We start from the raw sequence: 19,824 nt of genomic DNA on the forward strand, positions 1-19,824 counted from the left end.
ATCGTCAGTCCTCCTGGGCCTGGGTGGATTCGGCGAGCTCGGCCGCCAACCGGTCCCGCTGCTCCCGCAGTTGCGGGGTCGGTTCGGCGTAGACGTGGTCGAACAGCTCCAGCGGGTCCGGCACGGAGTCCGCGTTCATGCCCGCCCGCACCCGCGCCGCCAGCTCCTCGGCCTCCTCCCGCACCGCCGTCACGTCGTCGTCGGTGAGCGCGCCGCGCGAGCGCAGGTACGTCTCCAGCCGGTCGACCGGATCGGCGGCCCGCCACCGCTCGACCTCGTCGTCCTCCCGGTAGCGGGTGGCGTCGTCGGCGTTGGTGTGCGCGTCCATGCGGTAGGTGTGCGCCTCGACCAGGACGGGGCCGTGTCCCGCCCGGGCGTGCTCGACGGCCGAGGTCAGCACCGCCAGCACCGCGACCAGGTCGTTGCCGTCGACCTGCTCGGAGCGCACCCCGTAGCCGATGCCCTTGTACGCCAGGGCCGGCGCCGCCGTCTGCCGGGCCAGCGGCACGGAGATCGCGTACTTGTTGTTCTGCACGAAGAAGACGACCGGGGCGCGCAGCACGGCGGCGAAGTTCAGCGCCTCGTGGAAGTCGCCCTCGCTGGTGGCGCCGTCCCCGACGAGCGCCATCGCCACGCCGTCCGCGCCCTTGCGGCGCAGGGCCTCGGCCATACCCGTCGCGTGCAGCACCTGGGTGGCCAGCGGGGTGCACTGGGGGGCGACCCGGGTGGCGGCGGGGTCGTAGCCGCAGTGCCAGTCGCCGCGCAGCAGCGTCAGCACCTCGACCGGGTCGAGGTCCCGGGTCACCAGGGCGACGGAGTCGCGGTAGGTCGGGAACAGCCAGTCCTCCGCGCGCAGCGCGAGCACGGCGCCGACCTGGCAGGCCTCCTGACCGCGGCTGGACGGGTAGACCGCGAGGCGGCCCTGCTTGGTGAGGGCGGTCGCCTGGGTGTCGAACCGGCGGCCCAGGACCATGCGCCGCCAGGCCGTGCGCAGGGCCTCGACCGGGGGCTCGGTGTAGTCGGCCGGCGGCCGGGCGACCGGTGTGCCGTCCTCGGCCACGAACCGCACCGGCGTCAGGGACGGCAGGAGGCCCTGGACCGTCTGGCGGAGGCTCTTCACGGACATGGAGGGCACTCGCTTTCTCTGGACACTTGACAGGAGAATGGTGGCCATCGCGGAATATGTGTTCAATAGCTCGGCGGAACCGGCGATGAACTGCCGGAGATCAGGGTCTGGGAGGACAAAGTGTCCGAGGAAATCTCGCCGCCGGCCTCGGCGGCCGGACGAACTGCCGTCCCGCTCGACGACATCGACCGGCAGATCCTGAGCCGGCTCCTGCTGGACGGCCGGATCTCGGTCCGGGCCCTCGCCGAGCAGGTGCACATCTCCCGGGCCAACGCCTACACACGGATCGGCCGGCTCGTGGCCGAGGACGTCATCACGGGCTTCACCGCGCAGCTCAACGCCCAGCGGGCCGGACTGGGCACCAGTGCCTACGTCACGATGGGCATCGAGCAGAACGCCTGGCGCGACATCTCGCGCGAGCTGCGCGGCATCCCGTACGTGGAGCATGTCGCCCTCGTCACCGGCGACTTCGACGTCCTGGTCCTCGTGCGCGCCCCGGACAACCTGGCCCTGCGCCAGGTCGTGCTGGAGAAGATCCAGGGGATCCCCGGAGTCCGCTCCACCCGCACCTGGCTCGTCTTCGACGAGGTGCGGGGGCGCGGCGCCGTCTGGACCGACTGAGCGGGGCCGGCCCGGTCACACGTCGATCAGCTCGGGGGCGGCCTCCCGCCGGTCCCGTGCCGTGGCGGAGGCCGCCGGCGGCGCGTGCCGCCGGGAGCGCACCACACGGAACCGCCCGGTGACGAAGTGGGCGCCCCCGCCCGGCAGGTCGGCGAGGGCCGAGGACGGATCGGCGGGCAGGTCGTCGAGGTTCTCCACCAGATGCACCCCCGCGTCCAGCGCCGCCGCCTCGGCCGCCGCCAGCACCAGCGGATCGGTGGAGTGCACCGAGGTGTACAGCCCGCCGTGCCGCGCCACCGTGTGCCGCAGGAGCGCCAGACTCTGCGGCGTCGAGTCGGTGCCCACCAGGAAGGAAACGGGCCCGGGCCACTCGCGCGTGTAGATCCGCTCGTCGCAGGCGCGCAGCCGCACCAGCAGCGGGCTGCGCAGGTCGGCACCCGGGTGGTCGGGGTGGGCCACGGCGCCGGAGGCGTGCAGGACCGGGCCGCACCGCGCGGCCTCCGTCAGCGCGTCACGGACCTCGCCGGCGGCGACCGCGCCCAGCAGCCTGGCCACGCGCGCGGGATGCCCGAGCAGCCGGTCCACCGCGTCGCCGAGGTCGGCCCCCAGGTCCCGCAGCGTCTTGTGCCCCTCGTCGGTGCGAAAGCCCCGCTCCGGCACCAGGATGTTCTGCGGGGTGGTGCGCACCGTGCCGTTGCACCGGCACGAGGAGAGGGCGAGACCCCGCACCAGACCCCGGTAGTCGTCCGTCGAGTCCACGACCACCGTGTTCAGCCCCGTCCGGTCGGCGAAGACGGCGGCCTGGCAGGCGTGCTGCTCCAGCCAGTCGGCGAAGCGCGCGGAGCCCGTGAAGTCGACGATGCGCACCGCCGGGTCGGTCGCCAGCCGCCGGTGCACCTGCCGCTCCGGCTCCGCCACGGCCAGCGTGACGAGATCGGGGGAGTGACCGGCCTCCGCGAGCACCTGCCGGGCCACCCGCACCGTGATCGCCAGCGGCAGCACCGCGCGCGGGTGCGGGGCCACCACGACCGGGTTGCCGGTCACCAGGCTGGCGAACAGGCCCGGATACCCGTTCCACAGCGGGAAGTCGGGACAGCCGACGAGCAGCGACACCCCCCGGGGCACCAGGGTGCAGGTGCCCCGCAGCGCCTGCGGCCGTCCGGCGCGCGCGGCACTCTCCCAGTGCAGGTCGGCCGGCACCCGTTCCGACTCGGCGAAGGCCAGGGCCACGGCCTCCAGGGCGCGGTCCTGGGCGCACGGACCGGCGGCGCGGAAGGCCGCCTGGAGGGGCTGGCCGGTGGTGTGGTGCACCGCGAGGGCCAGTTCGTGGCTGCGGGTGTTGAGCCGGCGCAGGATCTCCACGGCTAGCCCGGCGCGCTGGTACGGCCCGGCGGCCCGCCACCCCGCCGCCGCCCGTCCGGCCGCCCCGACCAGCTCCGCCGGGTCGCAGCGCGGGTAGGCGACGGCCGGACCGACGCCGTACGGCGACGACTCCGTGCGCACCCGGCCCCGTTCGCCGGGCTGCCCCAGCTCGAAGGGCCGCCCCAGCAGCGAGCGGAACACCTTCCCCGCGGTACGGGTCGACCTCATGCCCGCGTCGGCCGCGTCCTGGCCGGTCGCCTCCGTGAAGGGGCGGCGGCACTCACCGGCGGCGATCGCGCGCACGACGCTCTGGAGCAGCTCGCGGTGCCGTTCGTAGGGACCGGGGCGCATGGCCGTCAGCCTCTCCAGCTCGCGGCGAGCGCGAGCAGGGCGTCGTTCTCCTCCGGCAGTCCGATCGTCACCCGGACCCCCTCGCCGAGGAACGGGCGCACCATGACCTTTCCGTCCGCGCAGTGCAGGGCGAAGTCCCCGCTGTCGCCGCCGAGCGGCAGCCAGACGAAGTTGGCCTGGGAGTCGGGCACGTCGTGTCCCAGCTCCCGCAACCGCGCGGTGACACGCTCGCGTTCGGCGATGGTGAGGGCCGCCCGCCGGGCGACCTCCGCGCGCTCGCCGAGGGCGACGACGGCGGCCCGCTGGGCGAGGGCGCTGACACTGAACGGCACCTGCGTGCGGCGCACGTGCGCGGCGATCCCGGGCGGCGCGACGCAGTAGCCGACGCGCAGTCCCGCCAGGCCGTACGCCTTCGAGAAGGTCCGCAGCACGGCCACGTTCGGCCGGTCGCCGAGCAGGGCCAGACCGTCGGGGACCCGGGCCGGATCGGCGTACTCCCGGTACGCCTCGTCGACCACGATCAGCACGTCCCGCGGCACCCGGTCCGCGAAGTCGGTCAGGGCCCGCGCCCCGACCGCCGTGGAGGTCGGGTTGTTGGGGTTACACACGAAGACCAGGCGGGTCCGGGCGGTGATCGCCGCGGCCATGGCGTCGAGGTCGAGGGCGTGGTCGCGCAGGGGCACCCGCACCGCCGTACCGCCCGCCACGGCGGTGAGGATCGGGTACGCCTCGAACGAGCGCCAGCCGAAGACGACCTCGTCACCGGGCCCGACGACCGTGTGCAGCAACTGCCCGCACACCTCGGAGGAACCGGCGCCCACCGCGATCCGGTCCGGCTCCACCCCGTGGTGCGCCGACAGGGCCTCGACGAGCGAGGCGGCGTGCAGATCGGGGTACCGCGACACGCCGCCCGCGGCCTCCGCGAGGGTCGCGGCCACCCCCGGCAGCAACCCGTGGGGGGATTCGTTGCTGGCCAGCACGACGGCTCCGGGCAGTTTCCGGCCCGGGACGTAGGAGGGCAGCTGGGACAGGGACGCACGGACACGCACCATGCTGGACTCGCTTCTGCAGCGCTGAGGCCCGAGGCCTGGCCGTCGGGCACTTGACAGGGAAATCGTGAAGAGCGGACGACAAGCGCTCAACCGTTTGGCGAATTCGGCTACGAATCGCCGAAAACGAGCCCGAGCCCCGGCAAAGCGTCTCCCGGCAAGCCCTCCGGCACCTCGGGTACGAGACGGACGGCGGGGCGTCCGCCGGACACCGGTCTCCCTCCATGATCACGGGACGGACACAGCGGGCCCTCGGCACCCCCGCCGCGGACGGGCCCCCAGCAGACTGCTCGCCGCCCGGGCCGCGCGAACACGTCCGCGGCCCGCCCGTTCCGATCGAGGGAGACCATGCACACGACCCGGACCCGCCCCAGCCACGGAGTCCTGACGGCGGGCGCGGCGGCTCTCGCGCTGCTCGCGGCCGGCTGCTCGCAGCCGACCACGGGCGCACGGACCGACGGCTGCCGCGCCGACGGCCACTGGTCGGAACGGGAACAGGCCGCATGGCTGCGGACCGCGGTGGCCTTCCAGGGGACGGCCGACGGGGCTGACCCGGCGTACGAGCACGCGTCGGTCGTCGTCCGCGCACAGCACCCGGGCGATGCCGGGCCGCTGTGCCGACCGCTCGCGGTACAGGTCGAGTTCTGGAGCCTCACCGCCACGACGACGGGGACGCGGATGTCGTCCGTCATGCGCCACCGGCTCGACACGGACGGAAGCAGGACCCATAGCGTCCGCTTCCCCACCGGCCTTCCCACCGGGCGGGACGGCGTCTGCGCCGGGGTCCTCGTGGCGGCGTACGCGGGCGCGCCCCTGACCGGCGAGGAACTGCCCGGGCAGATCCCCGACCTGGCTGCCGCCGGGGACGCGGACGTACGGTTCGGGACGGAGCGCGTCGGCGCGTACCGGCTGTTCCCGCCGCCGGATCCCGCGGGGTGCGCCACCGACCGGCGGACCGTCGGCCCTTCACCGACCGGGCCCGCGCCCAGCCCCTCGCCCAGCGGGTCGACGGCCTGGGACGTCTTCCATCCGTGACACGCCGGCCTCACCGGCGTTTCAGCGCGAGCACGGCGACGACCGCCCGGTGGTCCGTGCCCGGCACGGTCCGTTCGCCGACCGAGACGCCCGCCAGGCCGGAGCCGTGCAGGACGTGGTCGAGCTGGATCAGGGCCGGCAGGAGCGTCCTGCCGGCCGGCCAGGTGCGGACCCAGCCGCGGCCCAGCTCGGCGTGCGTGTCCGTGAGCCCCGACGCGAGCAGTTCACGCATCGGCGCGTGGTCGAGGGAGGCGTTGAAGTCGCCCAGGAACACGGTGTCGGGGCCGCTCTCCCGGGCGACGGAGGCGAGCGCGGTCAGGTCCCGGGTCCAGCGTCTCGCGTCACCGAGCGGGTAGTACGTGTGCACGGCCACCAGCCGTACGGTCCGTCCGCCCACGGTCACCTCCGCGGCGGTCTGCGGCCAGGCGGTGCCGGCGTCCAGCGGACCGGCGTGGGTCAGCGGCAGCCGCGAGTAGACCGAGGAGTCGTTCTCGGGATGGAGTTCCCGGTGGGGCAGCAGACGGTCCAGACCGGCCTCGGCGAGCGCGGCGACGCCGGCGGCCGGCAGCTCCTCCACGGCCAGCACGTCGATCCGCTCGGTCCGCACCAGCCGCACCACCGCGCGGGGATCCGCCCGGCCGACATGGGCGTTGAGCGTGGCCACCCGCAACTCCGCCGCCGGTGCCGGCACCTGCTCCTGGTGGGAGACGAACCGCGGTACCAGCAGGGCGACCTGCGCGGCCGTGACCAGCGCGGCGACGGCCACCGCCCAGCGCGAGCGCAGCCTCGGTACGGCCGACAGGACGCACAGCACGAGCACGCTGAGCGCGGCGCCGTAGGGGAAGAGCACCATCGGCACCGCGAGCGGTGTTCCCGCGTCCAGCCCCGTCAGCCGTACGACGAGCAGGGCGGACGGTCCGGCGAGGACCACACCGCACCCCAGCAGCCCGGCCGTCCGTCCGCGGCGGCCGCCCCGGCCGTTCGCCCCGTCCCCGTCGGCGGCGCGGGGCGCGTCGACGGTGGTCTCCGTCATCAGTCCTCCACTCGGCAGAGCGCGGGCGGTGATCACCCGGGCCTCGCCCAGGGGACGACATCCGGCCCGCGTGCGGTTGCGGGCGGGGAGCGGAGGGCCGGTGACGACGTCCGGCACCGCGTCCTGCCAGGAACCAACAGGTGAGTGAAGTGAGTCCAGGTAATGACGGTTCCATGAAGGTATCGACCGGTTGGGCGAGCAGGGCCGCGACGGAGCGGCCCCGCGGAAAGGATCATGCGAACTCGGTGGGGAACGGAGACGCGCCGGTGCCGGCGCGGGACGGGACGGGGACGATGCTGGTCGGCAGGGCCGAGGAACTCGGGCGGCTCGACTCGGTGATCGGCAGCCTGGGGCAGGACGGCGCTCCCGCCGTCGTCGACCTCGCCGGAGACGCCGGCATGGGCAAGAGCCGGCTGCTGAGCGAGCTCTGCGCCCGGGCGCGGCGGGGCGGGCTGACCGTGCTGCGGGGCAGGGCCACGGAGTACGAGCGGCACACCCCGTTCCAGCCGTTCACGGACGCGTTCGCCGACGCCGATCGCGCCCTGCTCGCCCCGGACGCCGTGTCCGGGGCGGCGGCCCCGGTGCTGTGCGGCGCCGGTGCCGCGCCGGGCCCGGCCCGAAGCACCTGTGACCGCTTCGGCCTCTACCGTTCCGTCGCGGACGTGCTGACCGGGCTCGGCGAGCGCGGCGGGCTGGTGATGGTGCTGGACGACCTGCACTGGGCGGACCCCGCGTCCCTGGAGCTGCTGGACCATGTGGTCCGGCATCCGGTGCGCGGCCGCGTGCTGCTCGTCGTCGCCCGCCGGGAACGGCAGACGCCGCACTCGCTCGCCGCCGCTCTGACACGAGGCGTCGACACCGGAGCCGTGCTGCGCCTGGCGCTCGGACCGCTGCCCGAGCGGGAGGCGATCGAGGCGCTCGCCCCCGACCTGCCCCCGGCCGACGCGAAGGAGATCTTCGCCGCGAGCGAGGGCAACCCGCTCTACCTCCTGTGCCTGCTGCACGCCCACCGGCAGGGCGCCGCGGCGCCCGGCACCGCCGTCCGTACCCACGAGAGCACCGCGTCCGGGGTGCCCGCCGGACTGGCGTCCCTGCTGCTGGACGAACTGACCACGCTCTCCGCGGCCCAGCGCCGCACCGTCGAAGCGGTGGCGGTCCTCGGCGACCACGCCACGCCCGCCATGCTGAGCCTGGCGACCGGAAACCCCGAGGCGGACGAACTCGACGACCACACCGGCGCGCTGGCGCGGCGCGATCTGCTGCGCCTGGGGGCCGACGGCCGCTGGGCACTGCGCCACCCGCTGCTGCGCGCGCTGGTCTACGACAACACCGTCGCGTCCCGCCGCGCCGCGATCCACCGCGCCGTCGCGGACGAACTGGCCCGGACCGGAGCCTCCGCCGCCGAACGCGCTCACCACGTCGAGAGGTCACTGACCGGCTGGGACCCCGCGGCGGCGGCCGTACTGACCGAGGCGGCCGCCCAGTTCGCCCACACGGCCCCCGCCACGGCCGCCCATCTGCTGGACGTCGTCCTCCGGCTCATGCCCGGCACACCCGCGTACGCCCGGCAGCGGGGCGCGCTGACCCTGGCGCGCGCCCGGGCCCTCGGGGTGGGCGGCAGCCTGCGGGAGAGCCGCGATCTGCTGCACCGGCTGATCAGCGACGCCGGGCCGGACGACGCGTCGCTGCGCGGGGACGCGATAGCGCTGTGCGCCATGATGGAGCGCCACCTCGGGCACTCCCCGGAAGCGATCGCCCTGCTGCAGCGCGAACTGGTGCGCACGCCCGGCCCCGAGCCCCGCCAGGCGGTCTCCCTGGGGCTCGCGCTGGGCATGGCCGCCCTGAACACCGTCTCGTACCCCGACGTACGCGACGACATCGGGCGGACCCTGGAGGTGGCCCGCTCGCACGGTGACCTCATGGGAGAGCTGGGGGCCCTGGCGCTGGCGGCGCTGGGGGAGGCCTACGAAGGCGAGACCGCCGCGGCCCGCCGGTCCGCCGACGCCGCCGCCGCGCTCGTGGACGGACTGACCGACCCCACCCTCACCGGGGTGAGCGAGTCACTGGTGTGGCTGGCCTGGGCGGAAGCCCTGCTCGAACGCTACGCCGACGCGGAACGCCACGCCGAACGGGGGCTGGACATCGCCCGCCGCGGCGGCCAGGTCCATGTGCTGCCGCATCTGCTCAGCAGCAGGGCCTTCGTGCACCTCAACACCTGTCGGCTGCCGTCCGCCCTGGAGTCGGCGGAGGAGGCGGAGTCCGTCGCCCGGGCCATCGGCAGCAGCGACCTCCTGGCCTTCACCCTGTGCTTCAAGTCGCTGATCCTCCTCCTGCGCCGCCCCCTGGGCGACACCAGCGCCCTGGCGACGGCGGAGGAGGCGGTGGCCGTGGCCGGCGGCAGCAGACACTGGTGGGCGTCGCTGGCCGGCTGCGTGCTGGGCCACACGGCGCTCGTCAGCGGCGACCCGCACCGTGCGCGGGACGCCATCCTGAGGGCCGGCGGTCCCGAACTGCGGGGGTTGCAGCCCTCCACACGCCCCGGCCAGCTGGACACCCTCGTCGGCACCGCCCTCGCGCTCGGCGACGCCGAGCAGGCCGAGCGCTGGGCCGCACGGGCCGTCGAGGAGGCCGGCCGGACAGGTCTGCACGGGCAGCGCGGAGCGGCCCTGCGCGCCGAGGCGGCGCTCGCCCAGCACCACGGCGACCCCGGCGCCGCCGCGCGCCTCTTCGAGAGCGCCGCGCAGGCCTACGCGCCTTCCGGGGCGACGCTCTGGGAGGCGTACTCCCTGCTCCTGGCGGCTCCCCAGGCGCAGGCCGCAGGCGACACCCCGCGCGCCGTCGCGCTGTGGGAACGGGCCCGCCGGCTCGTCGACGACGGCGGCGCGCGCCTCCTGTCCGACCTGGCCTCGCTCGTGCGGCCCCGGACCGAGGAGAGTCCGCCCACACCCACGGAACTCGACCAGCTGACCGCGCGTGAACGGCAGATCGCCGAACTCGTCGGCGAAGGACTCAGCAACCAGGCCATCGCGACCAAGCTGTTCCTCAGCCGCCGCACGGTCGAGACGCATCTGTCGGCCATCTACCGCAAGACGTCCGTGCCGTCCCGCTCCGCCCTGGCGGGCCTGGTCACCCGCGCCACCCTCGACCGCGGCGCGTGAACGCACGCAGACCGGGCGCCGACCCCGGCCTGTGGCCTGGTCGGGGCCCGTCGTCGGGTCACCGCGCGCAGTTCACCTGTCGGTCATCTCGAATACTCCTGGAATTACCTCGTCATTCCCAGCGCCTTCTCACATCCCGCCGGTTTCGTGTGCTGCGTCGCCCGACAGGCCGTACGACGAAGGAGGCGCATGGTGGCACTACCGGTGACCACACGGCGGAAGTCCCCGAGCCGGGAGGAGGACCAGGACCCGGCGGAGGAACAGCCGTTGCACGTGGCCAGCAGGCTGCACGCGTTCAACCGGTTCGAGCTGAAGTACCTCGTACCGGTCGAGCAGGCGGCCGAGATCCGGGACGAGCTGGCCGAGCGGATGGACCGCGATCTGAACAGCCCTGTCGGAGGCTACGGCGTCTGGAGCCTGTACTACGACACCCCGCGGCTGCGGTTCTACTGGGAGAAGATCGAGGGCCTGAAGTTCCGGCGCAAGCTGCGCATCCGCCACTACGGGGACCTGGACGGCGTCACGGACGAGTCGCCGGTCTGCGTGGAGATCAAGCAACGCGTCAACCGGGTCACGCAGAAGCGCCGCATCACCCTCCCCTACGGCGCCGCCCGGCAGTTGTGCGACGGCCGTGAGCTGGTGGAGCACTCGCCCAGGGAACGTGCCTTCATCCACGAGGTGCTCGAACTGGTCGTACGGCTCGACCTTCAGCCCACCGCCATCACCGGCTACCAGCGTGAGGCCCTGGTGGGCCGGGACGCGGACACCGGACTGCGGGTGACGTTCGACCGGCGCATCCGAGGCCGGGACCGGGACTTCCACTTCGGCATCGCCGCACCCGAGAACCGGTTCACCATCCCACCCCACATGTCGGTGATGGAGATCAAGGTCAACGAGCGCACCCCGCACTGGATCACGGACCTCGCCGCGCGCCGGAACCTCAACCTCATCCGGGTCTCCAAGTACGTGCAGTCCATCGAGGCGTTCGGGCTGGCGCCCCGGTCCGTCTTCCACGTCAACGAGGCGGACTACCCGCCGCCCACCTCCACCGAGCAGTCGCTGCCCCGGCAGCGTTCGGCGCCCGAGGCGCCCCTGAAAGCAGGAGCACAGTGAACTTCGATCTGCAGGAACTCAGCGGTACGTTCAGCGTCGCCGACGTGGTCGCGGCCATGGCGCTGTCGTTCATCCTCAGCACGATGATCGGTTACGTCTACCGGTACACGCACCGCAACGTCTCCTACAGCCAGTCCTACGTTCAGACCCTCGTCGTCGTCGGCATGATCGTCGCGCTGATCATGCTGGTCGTCGGGTCGAACCTGGCCCGCGCGTTCTCGCTGGTGGGCGCTCTGTCCGTCGTCCGGTTCCGGAACGCGGTCAAGGAGACCAGGGACGTCGGCTTCATCTTCCTGGCCATGGCCGTGGGCATGGCCGCCGGCGCCCGCTTCTACACCCTCGCCGCGGTCGCCGCGGTGGTGATCTGCGTGGTCGTCGTCGTGATGTTCAAGTTCGACTGGTTCGCGCTCAACGTTCAGCGACAGGTGGTCAAGGTCCAGGTTCCGGCCGGCGAGGACTACGCGGCGGACATCAGCGACGTACTCATCCGCTACACCAGTGAGTTCGAGCTGGTGAGCACGGAGACGATCCGCGGCGGGGCGCTGACCGAGGTGTTCTACACGGTCCGCATGAAGAAGGGTACCGAGCCCGGTGACCTGGTGACCGCGCTGCAGGAACGGACGTCGGGCCAGCGGGTGACCGTCCTGACCGGTTACGACACGACCGACCTGTGATGTCCGGCGGCGACGAGAGGCCCCCTCGGCGGCGGCGCCTGCGGGACCGGGTCCCGGTACGGCTGCGACACCACTGGAAGCCGGCCGGAGCCCTGTGCGCCGGTCTGGCGGTGATGGTCTACTTCTTCGGCGACGCCCGCGTCTCGCCGTACGTCACCTCCTCCTCCCGGGTGGAGGCCGACGCCATCACGCAGAACGTCGGGGGAACGGTCGGCCTGTACGACACCTCGGTCTCCCACTCCATCCGACTGGACTACGACCAGACCGACTTCACCAAGATGATGAAGGAGTTCCGCGAGGACGGAACCAAGGACTTCATCGAGGCCGACCTCACCGTCGACGGGGTCTACCTCGACGACGTCGGGATCCGCCTCAAGGGCAACTCCACGCTGTCGTCCCTGCGCGGAACCGGCCAGGGCATGCCCGGTGGCGGCCGGGCGATGCCCGAAGGCACCACGCAGGGCGCCCCGGCCCCGGCGCAGGACGGCGGGACGGGGAGCCGGGACCGCGGCCAGGGCAACGGCGGCGGTCCCGGCGGAGCCGGCGGCGCCATGGGCGGGATCGTGCAGTACGACCTCTCCGAGAAGAGGCCCGAGGAACTGCCCTGGCTCATCAAGATCGACGAGTTCGTGGAGGGCCGCGCCTATCAGGGTGAGCGCGAGATCTCGCTGCGCCCCGGCAGCAACGGCCAGGTGCCGGTGAACGAGGCGCTCTCGCTGAGCCTGACGGACACCACCGGCCAGAAGAACGAGCGGTACGCCTTCACGTCGGTGAAGGTGAACAGCCGTCCGGTCGCCACCCGGCTGATGGTCGAGAGCCCGGACACGGAGTACGCGGACTCCATCGGCGACGGCAACGGAGTGCTGTACAAGGCACGGGCCGGCGGCAGCTTCGCGTACAAGGGTGACGACCCGACCGACTACGAGGACTCGTTCGAGCAGCTCAACAAGGTCGGCAGCCAGGACCTGGAGCCGGTCATGAAGCTCGTCAAATGGGCCGACCAGGCATCGGACAAGGAGTTCGAGGAGGAGCTCGACCAGTACGTGGACATCGAGTCCCTGGCTGTGTACCTCGCCGCGCAGAACCTGCTGATGAACTTCGACGACATCGCCGGACCCGGCAAGAACTACCTGCTGTGGTACGACCTCGACACCAAGAAGTTCTCGGTCCTGGGATGGGACTACAACCTCACCTTCACCGGCGACGCGACGTCGGGCCCGGACGACGACTCGGGCATGGGCGGCGCCCTCGGCGGTGGCGGACGCGCTGCCGACGGGCAGAGCAGCCGCGGCGGCCGGGCCACCGGTGGTCAGGGGGCGCAGGACCTGCCCTCCGGAGCCCCGTCGGGGATGCCCGAAGGCATGCCGTCGGGAATGCCCGGGAATCTGCCGGAGGGCATACCGTCCGGAATGCCTTCGGGCATGCCGGGCGGCGGCCCAGGCGGCCCAGGCGGCCAAGGCGGCCAAGGCGGCCAAGGCGGTCAGGGCGAGGGCGGTGGGTTCGGCGGCCTCATGGGGCACCCCCTCAAGGAGCGCTTCCTGGACTCGGACACCTTCGATCCCGTCTACAAGAAGGCGTACCGGGAGCTGTACGAGAAGTTCTACGGCTCCGGGACCGCTCTGCAGGCGCTGAACGACATCGCCGGACAGGCGGGCAAGGCCGGTGCCGAAGGCAAGGAGCTGGACACCGCTGTCGAGAAGCTGCGCAAGACGGTGACCGAGCGCACCGAGGCACTGGCCGAGAAATCGGAGGTGATCGGCTGATCTCCGGCGCCCGGACGGCAGTTCCCCGTGGGACGTCGTCCGGGCGTTCGGCGGGACCGCGAGTTTCCCGACAGCGAAGGAACCCCATGCCCGTCGCGCCGTCGGCGTCCGCGCCGCCCCTCGCGGCGACCGAACCCTTGGCCACCTGGTCCTTCTGCCGGCCGACCAGCAGGCCCCGGTCCCGTGGCGATGTTGCGCGGCGCGCCCGCGCTGCGCGCGCCGAACGACCGCTGCTGCGTCTTGCCGCTGCCGCAGTCCCGGATCTGGCCCCACGGCGAGTTGCGGGGGAACTGGGCGCAGGGTGTGTGAAGTCCGTGAGCGGCGGGGAAGGTGTGGCCGGTGAGCGCGCGGCGGGTGTTACGGGGCACCCTGATGCGGACGTGCCGACGGTGAACCGGGGGATGCTTTCGGTCATTGATCTGACTCCCCGTCAGTTCTCGGTGTTCTCCCCCCACCCCCACAGGCGAGGCGGCAACAGTGAGGCCGCGGCCCTGGACCAGGGCCCGTGAGCCGCAGTCTGCCGTCCCCTCATGCCTGAGGAAGTCATGACTCCCACCCCCCACCTCACCGAACTCGCCGCCCGCGTGGAACGTCCCGCGCCCTTCCAGCCCGTCGCCCGTCCGCTGCTCCCCTCCGCCGGTACCGCGACGGTGGACATCGTCGTTCCGGTCTACAACGAGGAACGAGCCCTGCCCGGGTGCCTGCGCACGCTCCACGCCCGCCTCCGCGAGGGCTTCCCGTTCCGCTGGCGGATCACCGTCGCCGACAACGCCAGCACCGACGACACCCTCGCCACCGCCCGTCGCCTCGCGGACGAGCTGCCCGGCGTCGGCGTCGTCCACCTGGACCGCAAGGGCCGCGGACTCGCGCTGCGCACCGTCTGGGCCGCCAGCGACGCCGACATCGTGGCGTACATGGACGTGGACCTCTCCACCGGCCTGGACGGACTGCTCCCGCTGGTCGCGCCCCTGGCCAGCGGCCACTCGGACCTCGCGATCGGCTCCCGGCTGGCCCCCGGCGCCCGCACGGTGCGCGGGCCGCGCCGCGAGTTCATCTCCCGCTGCTACAACGGCATCATCCGCCTCACCCACGGAGTCCGCTTCACCGACGCCCAGTGCGGATTCAAGGCGGCCCGCACGGAGGTGCTCCGGCCGCTGCTGGAAGTCACCCGCGACGACGCGTGGTTCTTCGACACCGAACTGCTCCTGCTCGCCGAGCACAACGGACTGCGCGTCCACGAGGTCCCGGTCGACTGGGTCGAGGACGTCGACACCCGCGTGGACGTGGTGAGCACCGCCACGGACGACCTGCGGGGCCTGTGGCGCATGGCGCGGCTCAAGGCGTCCGGCGACGCCCGGGTCCAGGTCCGGCCGCGCCCCGAGCCGGCCGCCGAACACCCCGACGCCGTCCTCGCCCCCTCCACGCGACGTGGTGTGCTCTCGTGGGAGGTCGGCTGCTTCCTCGCGATAGGTGTCGTCTCCACGGTCGGACAGGCCTTGCTGTACTGGCTGCTGCGCGGCTGGTGGTCTCCGGCCGTCGCCAACCTGATCTCGCTGTTCGGGCTCACCGTCCTCAACACCGAGGCGAACCGGCGCCTCACCTTCCGGCGCTCCACCACCCCGCCCGCCCGTGCGCACCTCGGTGCCGGGGGCCTGTTCGTCCTCGGCTACCTGGTCACGTCCGGGGCGGTGCTGTGGTTCAAGTGGCTCGACCCCGGCGCCTCACCGGCCGCGGAGACCGCGGTGCTCGCCACGGCGTCCGTCGCGGTCACCTGCGTGCGCTTCGCGGTGCTGCGGCTGGCTGTCTTCGCCGACCCGCGCGGCCGTGTCCGTGGATGAGGAGCGAAATCCCGGCATGAGTGACCACGCGCACATCAGGCTTGCAACGGCGGCACCCGCACACGACGGGAGGCGGCGGAACGTCTCCGTCCGCTCGCTCCCCTCGCGGGTGGCACCCGCGGCGCTCGGAGCCGTCCTCGTGCTCGCGGCCGTCCTGTACGGCTGGGCACTGGACTCCCTGGGGTGGGGCAACAGCTACTACTCGGCGGCAGTGAAGTCGATGGGGAAGAGCTGGACCTACTTCCTCTTCGGCTCCTTCGACCCGGCGGGCGTGATCACGGTGGACAAGCCGCCGGCCGCGCTGTGGCCGCAGGTGATCAGCAGCAAGATCTTCGGGATGCACGGCTGGGCGCTGATCCTGCCGCAGGTGCTCGAGGGTGTGGCCGCGGTGCTGGTGCTGCACCGCACCGTGCGCCGCTGGGCGGGGGAGGGAGCGGCGCTGATCGCGGCGCTGGTGCTCACCCTGACGCCCATCACCGTGGCCATCAACCGGGACAACAACCCGGACACGCTGCTGGTCCTGTTGCTGGTGTCGGCGGCGTACGCGCTCACCCGCGCGCTGCGGGCCGAGGGCAGGGCCACGACCTGGTGGCTGTGCGCGAGCGGCTTCCTGATCGGATGCGGCTTCCTCACCAAAATGCTCGCCGCCTGGATGGTCATCCCCGCGTTCGCCGTCGCCTGGCTCGTGGGAGGAAGCTGCCCCTGGATACCGCGAGTGCGGCGTCTGCTGGGCGCGGGAGCCATCCTGGCGGCGTCCTCTCTGTGGTGGGTCGCCCTGGTGGCCCTGTGGCCGGGCGACCGCCCGTACATCGGCGGCAGCGAGGACGGCTCGGCCTGGGACCTCGTGATCGGCTACAACGGGCTGGGGAGGGTCTTCGGCTCCAGCGACGGCGCGCCGCAGGGGATGGGCGGAGCAGGCGGCGGATTCGGCGGTCGATCCGGCCCGGGCCGGCTGTTCAGCGAGCAGCTGGGCGGTCAGATCAGCTGGTTGCTGCCGGTCTGCGCGCTGGCCGTCGCCGTCGCCGTCGCGGTGCTGCGCCGACGCGGCCGGCTGCCCGACTCCGCCGTGCTGCCGGCCTCCGGCTGGCTGCTGTGGGGAACCTGGCTGGTGGTCTGCGGGGCCGTGTTCTCGGCCCAGAAGGGCATCTTCCATCCCTACTACACCACTCAGCTCGCCCCGGCGATCGCCGCCCTGTGCGGCGGACTGACGGCAGCCCTCGTCCGTGTCCACCGCGCCGGCCTGCGCTGGGCGCCTCTGGTCGGCGTGGCGGCGGTCGTGGTGAGCGTGGCCTGGGCCGTGAGGCTGGTCCGCCGTTCGCCCGACTGGAACGGCTGGCTGGTGTGGCCCGTGCTGCTGGTCGGTTGCGTCGCGGTCGTCCTGCTGGTGCTGTCACGACGCCGTGGCCGACTGCTGACGGGCGCCGTGTGCGCCGCGGTCGCATCGGTTCTGCTGGCGCCGGGAGCGTGGGCGGTGGCCGTACCCGGCTCCACCGGCACGGGGGGCTCCAACCCGATGGCCGGTCCGCGGACGCTCGGATTCGGCGGAGGCGGTGGCATGCCCCGGCAGGGCTCGAACGGGGGCGGAGACCTTCCCCTGGGCATGCCGTCCAGGATGCCGTCGGACCTGCCGGGCTTCCCCGGCGGTGGCACCTCCTCGGGACAGCCCGCCGAACCCCCGTCCGGCGGAGTGCCTTCCGGCATGCCCAGCGGGGGAGCGAACGGTATGCCCGGTGCGCCCGGGGAGGCGGGCCGGAACGGCCGCGGCACACCCTCGTTCCCGGGGGCCGGCGCGGGAAGGGCCCCTGGTGGGGCCGGCGGGTTCGGTGACGGGGAACTCACCGCCGACCAGCGCGAGATCATCCGGTACGCCGTCGAGCACGCACCCGACGCACGCATCAAGCTCGCCGTCGAGGGCGGCGCCCTCAACGCCAGTGCCTTCATCCTGGGCACCGACGAGACCGTCATCGCCATGGGCGGCTTCACCAACAGCGACAACGCGCCGTCAGTGGCCCAGTTGGAGAAGTGGACCGAGAACGGCGAACTACGCTACATCCTGGGCTCCGACACGAACGGCGGCGGCCTGCCGGCCCGGTCCGGCGGATACACCGAGCAGCGCTCCGACTGGATCGCCGACCACTGCACCCGGGTTCCGGCGTCGGCGTACGGCGGCACCTCCGGCACGTCGTCGCAGAACGACCGCGGCGGTGCGGTGGGATCCGGAGGAGACGACGTGCTCTACGACTGCGCCGCCACGTGACCGACGCCCGACCGACGGTCGTCGACAAGGCAGAACGGACCAGCAGACGCATGACCGAGCAGCCCGCGGCCGCGCGGCCGCGACACCGGCTCCTCGTGGTCGAGGACGAGCCCAGCATCCGCACCCTGCTGGAGGCGACGCTTCGCCTGACCGGGTACGAGGTGAGCAGCACCGACACCGGACAGGGGGCCCTCCTGGAGGTCGAACGTCTGCAACCGCATCTGGTGCTGCTGGACGTGATGCTGCCCGACATGGACGGCTTCGAGGTGACCCGCAGGCTGCGGGCGGCGGGCGACGACTGTCCGATCCTGTTCCTGACCGCCCGCACCGGCACGGACGACCGCATCGCCGGCCTCAGTGCCGGCGGGGACGACTACGTCGCCAAACCCTTCAGCATCGAGGAGGTGCTGCTGCGCATCGAGGCCATTCTGCGTCGCACGGCGCCGGCCCCCGAATGGCAGGCGGTGCAGAGCGTTCTGCGCTACGCCGACCTCGAACTCGACGAGGGCGCCCACGAGGTGCACCGCGCAGGGCGGTACATCGCCCTGTCGCCCACCGAGTTCAAGCTCCTGGCCTACCTCCTGTCGAACGCGGGCCAGGTGGTGAGCAAGGTCCAGATCCTCGACCACGTCTGGAGCTACGACTTCGCCGGCGACTCCCGGATCATCGAAACGTACGTCAGGTACCTGCGCAGGAAGATCGATTGCTTCGAGCCCCCACTCATCCACACCGTGCGCGGCGTCGGCTACTGCCTGAGGCTTCCCCGCGCCCACGCAGGGACGCCGGACCAGTGACCCGGGTCCTGCCCCGGCCGCCCAAGTCGGTGCGCCGGCGCCTCATCCTCGGCGCCACGGTGCTCGCCACCGTGGCCGTCCTGGCCTCCCAGGCGATCGGCTATCTGGTGCTGCGCTCCTGGCTGCTGGACCGCGTGGACGACCAGCTCGTCGAGTTCCATCCACCGGCTCCCGCCTTCTACGACGCACTCGACGGCAGGCTGCCGGACCCGGGAGAACGCGCGGACGTGCTTCCCTCGGACTTCCACGTCTACTTCTACGACTCCTCCGGGCGCCGTCTCGACGACTCCCTGGGCTCCGAGACCAAGCCAGGACCCCGGTTGGCCGATCACGAGGAGGACCTCGGGCTGCGGGACGGGCACCCCGAAACCGTGCCCGCCGTCAGTGGTGACGGCCGCTGGCGGGTGCTGCTGAACCCCGGGCCGGACGGCATGAGCGCGGTGGTCACCCTTCCGCTCGACACCGTCGACGGTGCCACGTCGAAGCTGCTGTGGCTGAACGCCGTGCTGCTCGCCGTCACGGTCGTCGCCCTGATCGCCCTGGGCCGGTGGGTGGTTCGTCTGGGGCTGCTGCCCCTGACCAGAATGGAACGGACGGCTCAGGACATCACCGCGGGCCGGCTCGATCTGCGGTTGCCCGACACCGATGCGCGTACCGAGATCGGACGACTCGGCCGGGTCCTGAACTCCATGCTCGACCGCCTGCAGAAGGCGCTGTTGGCGCGAGAGGCCTCGGAGGCCCGCCTTCGCCGGTTCGTCGCCGACGCCGGGCACGAACTGCGCACCCCGCTCACCGCCATCCAGGGCTACGCCCAACTCGCCCTCCGCCCGGAACCGCGCTCGGCCCGCGAACGCAACGAGGCCAGCCGGTTCATCGCACAGAACGCGGAGCGCATGAGTCTGCTCGTCGACGATCTCCAGTTGCTCGCGACCCTGGACAAGGAACCCTCCTACCGCAGGGAGCGGGTCGACCTGCTGTCCCTCGCGGCGGACGCCGTCAGCGCCGCCGCCGTCCACAGCGAGTCCCATCCCGTGGACCTCGGCTCGCTGCCCACCCCGGCCGATCCCACCGGGGCCGAGGAACTCGAGGTCGCGGAGACCGTCGGCGACGCGCACCGGTTGCGCCAGATCCTCGAGAACCTGCTCTCCAACGCCCGCGTCCACACCCCGCCGGGCACCCGCGTCCACGTCCGTGTCGGCACGACCGAGGCGGGTCCCGGAACCGGCGGCACGGACCGGTCCGGACGCTTCCCCGCTTCGCCGCCCCTGCCGGAGGGCCTGCCGATCAGCGTGATCGAGGTGGCGGACGAAGGGCCCGGCCTCGAAGCCGTCCACGCCGAGCTCGTCTTCGAGCGCTTCTACCGCGCCGACCCCGCCCGCTCCCGCATGCACGGCGGCAGCGGCCTCGGCCTGGCCATCGCCGCGACCATCGCCGAGGGCCACGCGGGCCGCCTCGAACTCGACACGGCCCCCGGCCGTGGGTGTGTCTTCCGCCTGGTCCTGCCCGCAGCCGACTCCGGCCGGGAACCCCGCTGATCGCGCGCGTACGGGGGTGCGGCCCTTCGCGACCCGGATCGACAGCGGCTCCCCGGACGTGGGGACGGAACCGGGAGGACGCCCCCCAGCCGCTGTGGCCGGGGAGCGTCACAAC

14 protein-coding genes are annotated in these 19,824 nt (G+C 72.9%); 10 read left to right on the forward strand and 4 right to left on the reverse strand.

What is annotated here, in order from left to right; genetic code table 11:
* Positions 1 to 4 precede the first annotated feature (4 nt).
* On the reverse strand, positions 5 to 1,126 hold the full coding sequence (gene pdhA / locus ACFY2L_RS24000) for a pyruvate dehydrogenase (acetyl-transferring) E1 component subunit alpha (protein ID WP_390657403.1): 1,122 nt from the start codon (positions 1,124 to 1,126) through the stop codon (positions 5 to 7).
* Positions 1,127 to 1,246: 120 nt separating this feature from the next.
* Between pdhA and ACFY2L_RS24005 the strand changes: the two genes are divergently transcribed.
* The gene (locus ACFY2L_RS24005) at positions 1,247 to 1,747 is read left to right on the forward strand and encodes an Lrp/AsnC family transcriptional regulator (RefSeq protein WP_390657404.1); all 501 of its coding nucleotides are present in this window, start codon (positions 1,247 to 1,249) and stop codon (positions 1,745 to 1,747) included.
* A gap of 15 nt (positions 1,748 to 1,762) precedes the next feature.
* Here the strand turns inward: ACFY2L_RS24005 and ACFY2L_RS24010 are convergent, their stop codons facing one another.
* Positions 1,763 to 3,460 carry an aldehyde dehydrogenase family protein gene (locus ACFY2L_RS24010; RefSeq protein ID WP_390823321.1) on the reverse strand — a complete coding sequence of 566 codons (1,698 nt, stop codon included), beginning with the start codon at positions 3,458 to 3,460 and terminating at the stop codon, positions 1,763 to 1,765.
* A 5-nt stretch (positions 3,461 to 3,465) separates the two neighbouring features.
* A complete protein-coding gene (locus ACFY2L_RS24015; RefSeq protein ID WP_390823322.1) occupies positions 3,466 to 4,512 on the reverse strand; it encodes a histidinol-phosphate transaminase in 1,047 nt (348 codons plus the stop codon).
* A gap of 345 nt (positions 4,513 to 4,857) precedes the next feature.
* Here ACFY2L_RS24015 and ACFY2L_RS24020 point away from each other — a divergent pair, with 345 nt between their 5' ends.
* Entirely contained in the window at positions 4,858 to 5,544 is a 687-nt protein-coding gene (locus ACFY2L_RS24020; RefSeq protein WP_390823324.1) for a hypothetical protein, read from the forward strand.
* Between the two features lie 10 nt (positions 5,545 to 5,554).
* Here the strand turns inward: ACFY2L_RS24020 and ACFY2L_RS24025 are convergent, their stop codons facing one another.
* On the reverse strand, positions 5,555 to 6,577 hold the full coding sequence (locus tag ACFY2L_RS24025; protein WP_390823325.1) for an endonuclease/exonuclease/phosphatase family protein: 1,023 nt from the start codon (positions 6,575 to 6,577) through the stop codon (positions 5,555 to 5,557).
* A 245-nt stretch (positions 6,578 to 6,822) separates the two neighbouring features.
* Between ACFY2L_RS24025 and ACFY2L_RS24030 the strand changes: the two genes are divergently transcribed.
* The 8 genes from ACFY2L_RS24030 to ACFY2L_RS24065 all read left to right on the forward strand — a co-directional run bounded on the left by ACFY2L_RS24030 (position 6,823) and on the right by ACFY2L_RS24065 (position 19,709).
* Positions 6,823 to 9,735, forward strand: a complete 2,913-nt coding sequence (locus tag ACFY2L_RS24030) for an AAA family ATPase (RefSeq protein ID WP_390657409.1) — start codon at positions 6,823 to 6,825, stop codon at positions 9,733 to 9,735.
* Positions 9,736 to 10,008: 273 nt separating this feature from the next.
* Positions 10,009 to 10,848 carry a polyphosphate polymerase domain-containing protein gene (locus ACFY2L_RS24035; protein ID WP_390657884.1) on the forward strand — a complete coding sequence of 280 codons (840 nt, stop codon included), beginning with the start codon at positions 10,009 to 10,011 and terminating at the stop codon, positions 10,846 to 10,848.
* Positions 10,845 to 11,522 carry a DUF4956 domain-containing protein gene (locus tag ACFY2L_RS24040; protein WP_390657410.1) on the forward strand — a complete coding sequence of 226 codons (678 nt, stop codon included), beginning with the start codon at positions 10,845 to 10,847 and terminating at the stop codon, positions 11,520 to 11,522. The genes ACFY2L_RS24035 and ACFY2L_RS24040 overlap by 4 nt, the downstream gene beginning before the upstream one ends.
* Complete coding sequence (locus ACFY2L_RS24045; RefSeq protein WP_390823326.1) at positions 11,522 to 13,285, forward strand: CotH kinase family protein; 1,764 nt, start codon at positions 11,522 to 11,524, stop codon at positions 13,283 to 13,285. Before ACFY2L_RS24040 ends, ACFY2L_RS24045 begins: the two co-directional genes overlap by 1 nt.
* A gap of 545 nt (positions 13,286 to 13,830) precedes the next feature.
* The gene (locus ACFY2L_RS24050) at positions 13,831 to 15,123 is read left to right on the forward strand and encodes a glycosyltransferase (RefSeq protein WP_390657412.1); all 1,293 of its coding nucleotides are present in this window, start codon (positions 13,831 to 13,833) and stop codon (positions 15,121 to 15,123) included.
* Positions 15,124 to 15,139: 16 nt separating this feature from the next.
* Positions 15,140 to 17,380, forward strand: a complete 2,241-nt coding sequence (locus ACFY2L_RS24055; RefSeq protein ID WP_390823327.1) for an ArnT family glycosyltransferase — start codon at positions 15,140 to 15,142, stop codon at positions 17,378 to 17,380.
* 50 nt (positions 17,381 to 17,430) lie between these two features.
* Entirely contained in the window at positions 17,431 to 18,174 is a 744-nt protein-coding gene (locus ACFY2L_RS24060; RefSeq protein ID WP_390657414.1) for a response regulator transcription factor, read from the forward strand.
* Positions 18,171 to 19,709, forward strand: a complete 1,539-nt coding sequence (locus ACFY2L_RS24065; protein WP_390823328.1) for a sensor histidine kinase — start codon at positions 18,171 to 18,173, stop codon at positions 19,707 to 19,709. The genes ACFY2L_RS24060 and ACFY2L_RS24065 overlap by 4 nt, the downstream gene beginning before the upstream one ends.
* Positions 19,710 to 19,824 lie beyond the last annotated feature (115 nt).

It is taken from the genome of Streptomyces sp. NPDC001381, from assembly GCF_042895685.1.
Lineage (GTDB): Bacteria > Actinomycetota > Actinomycetes > Streptomycetales > Streptomycetaceae > Streptomyces.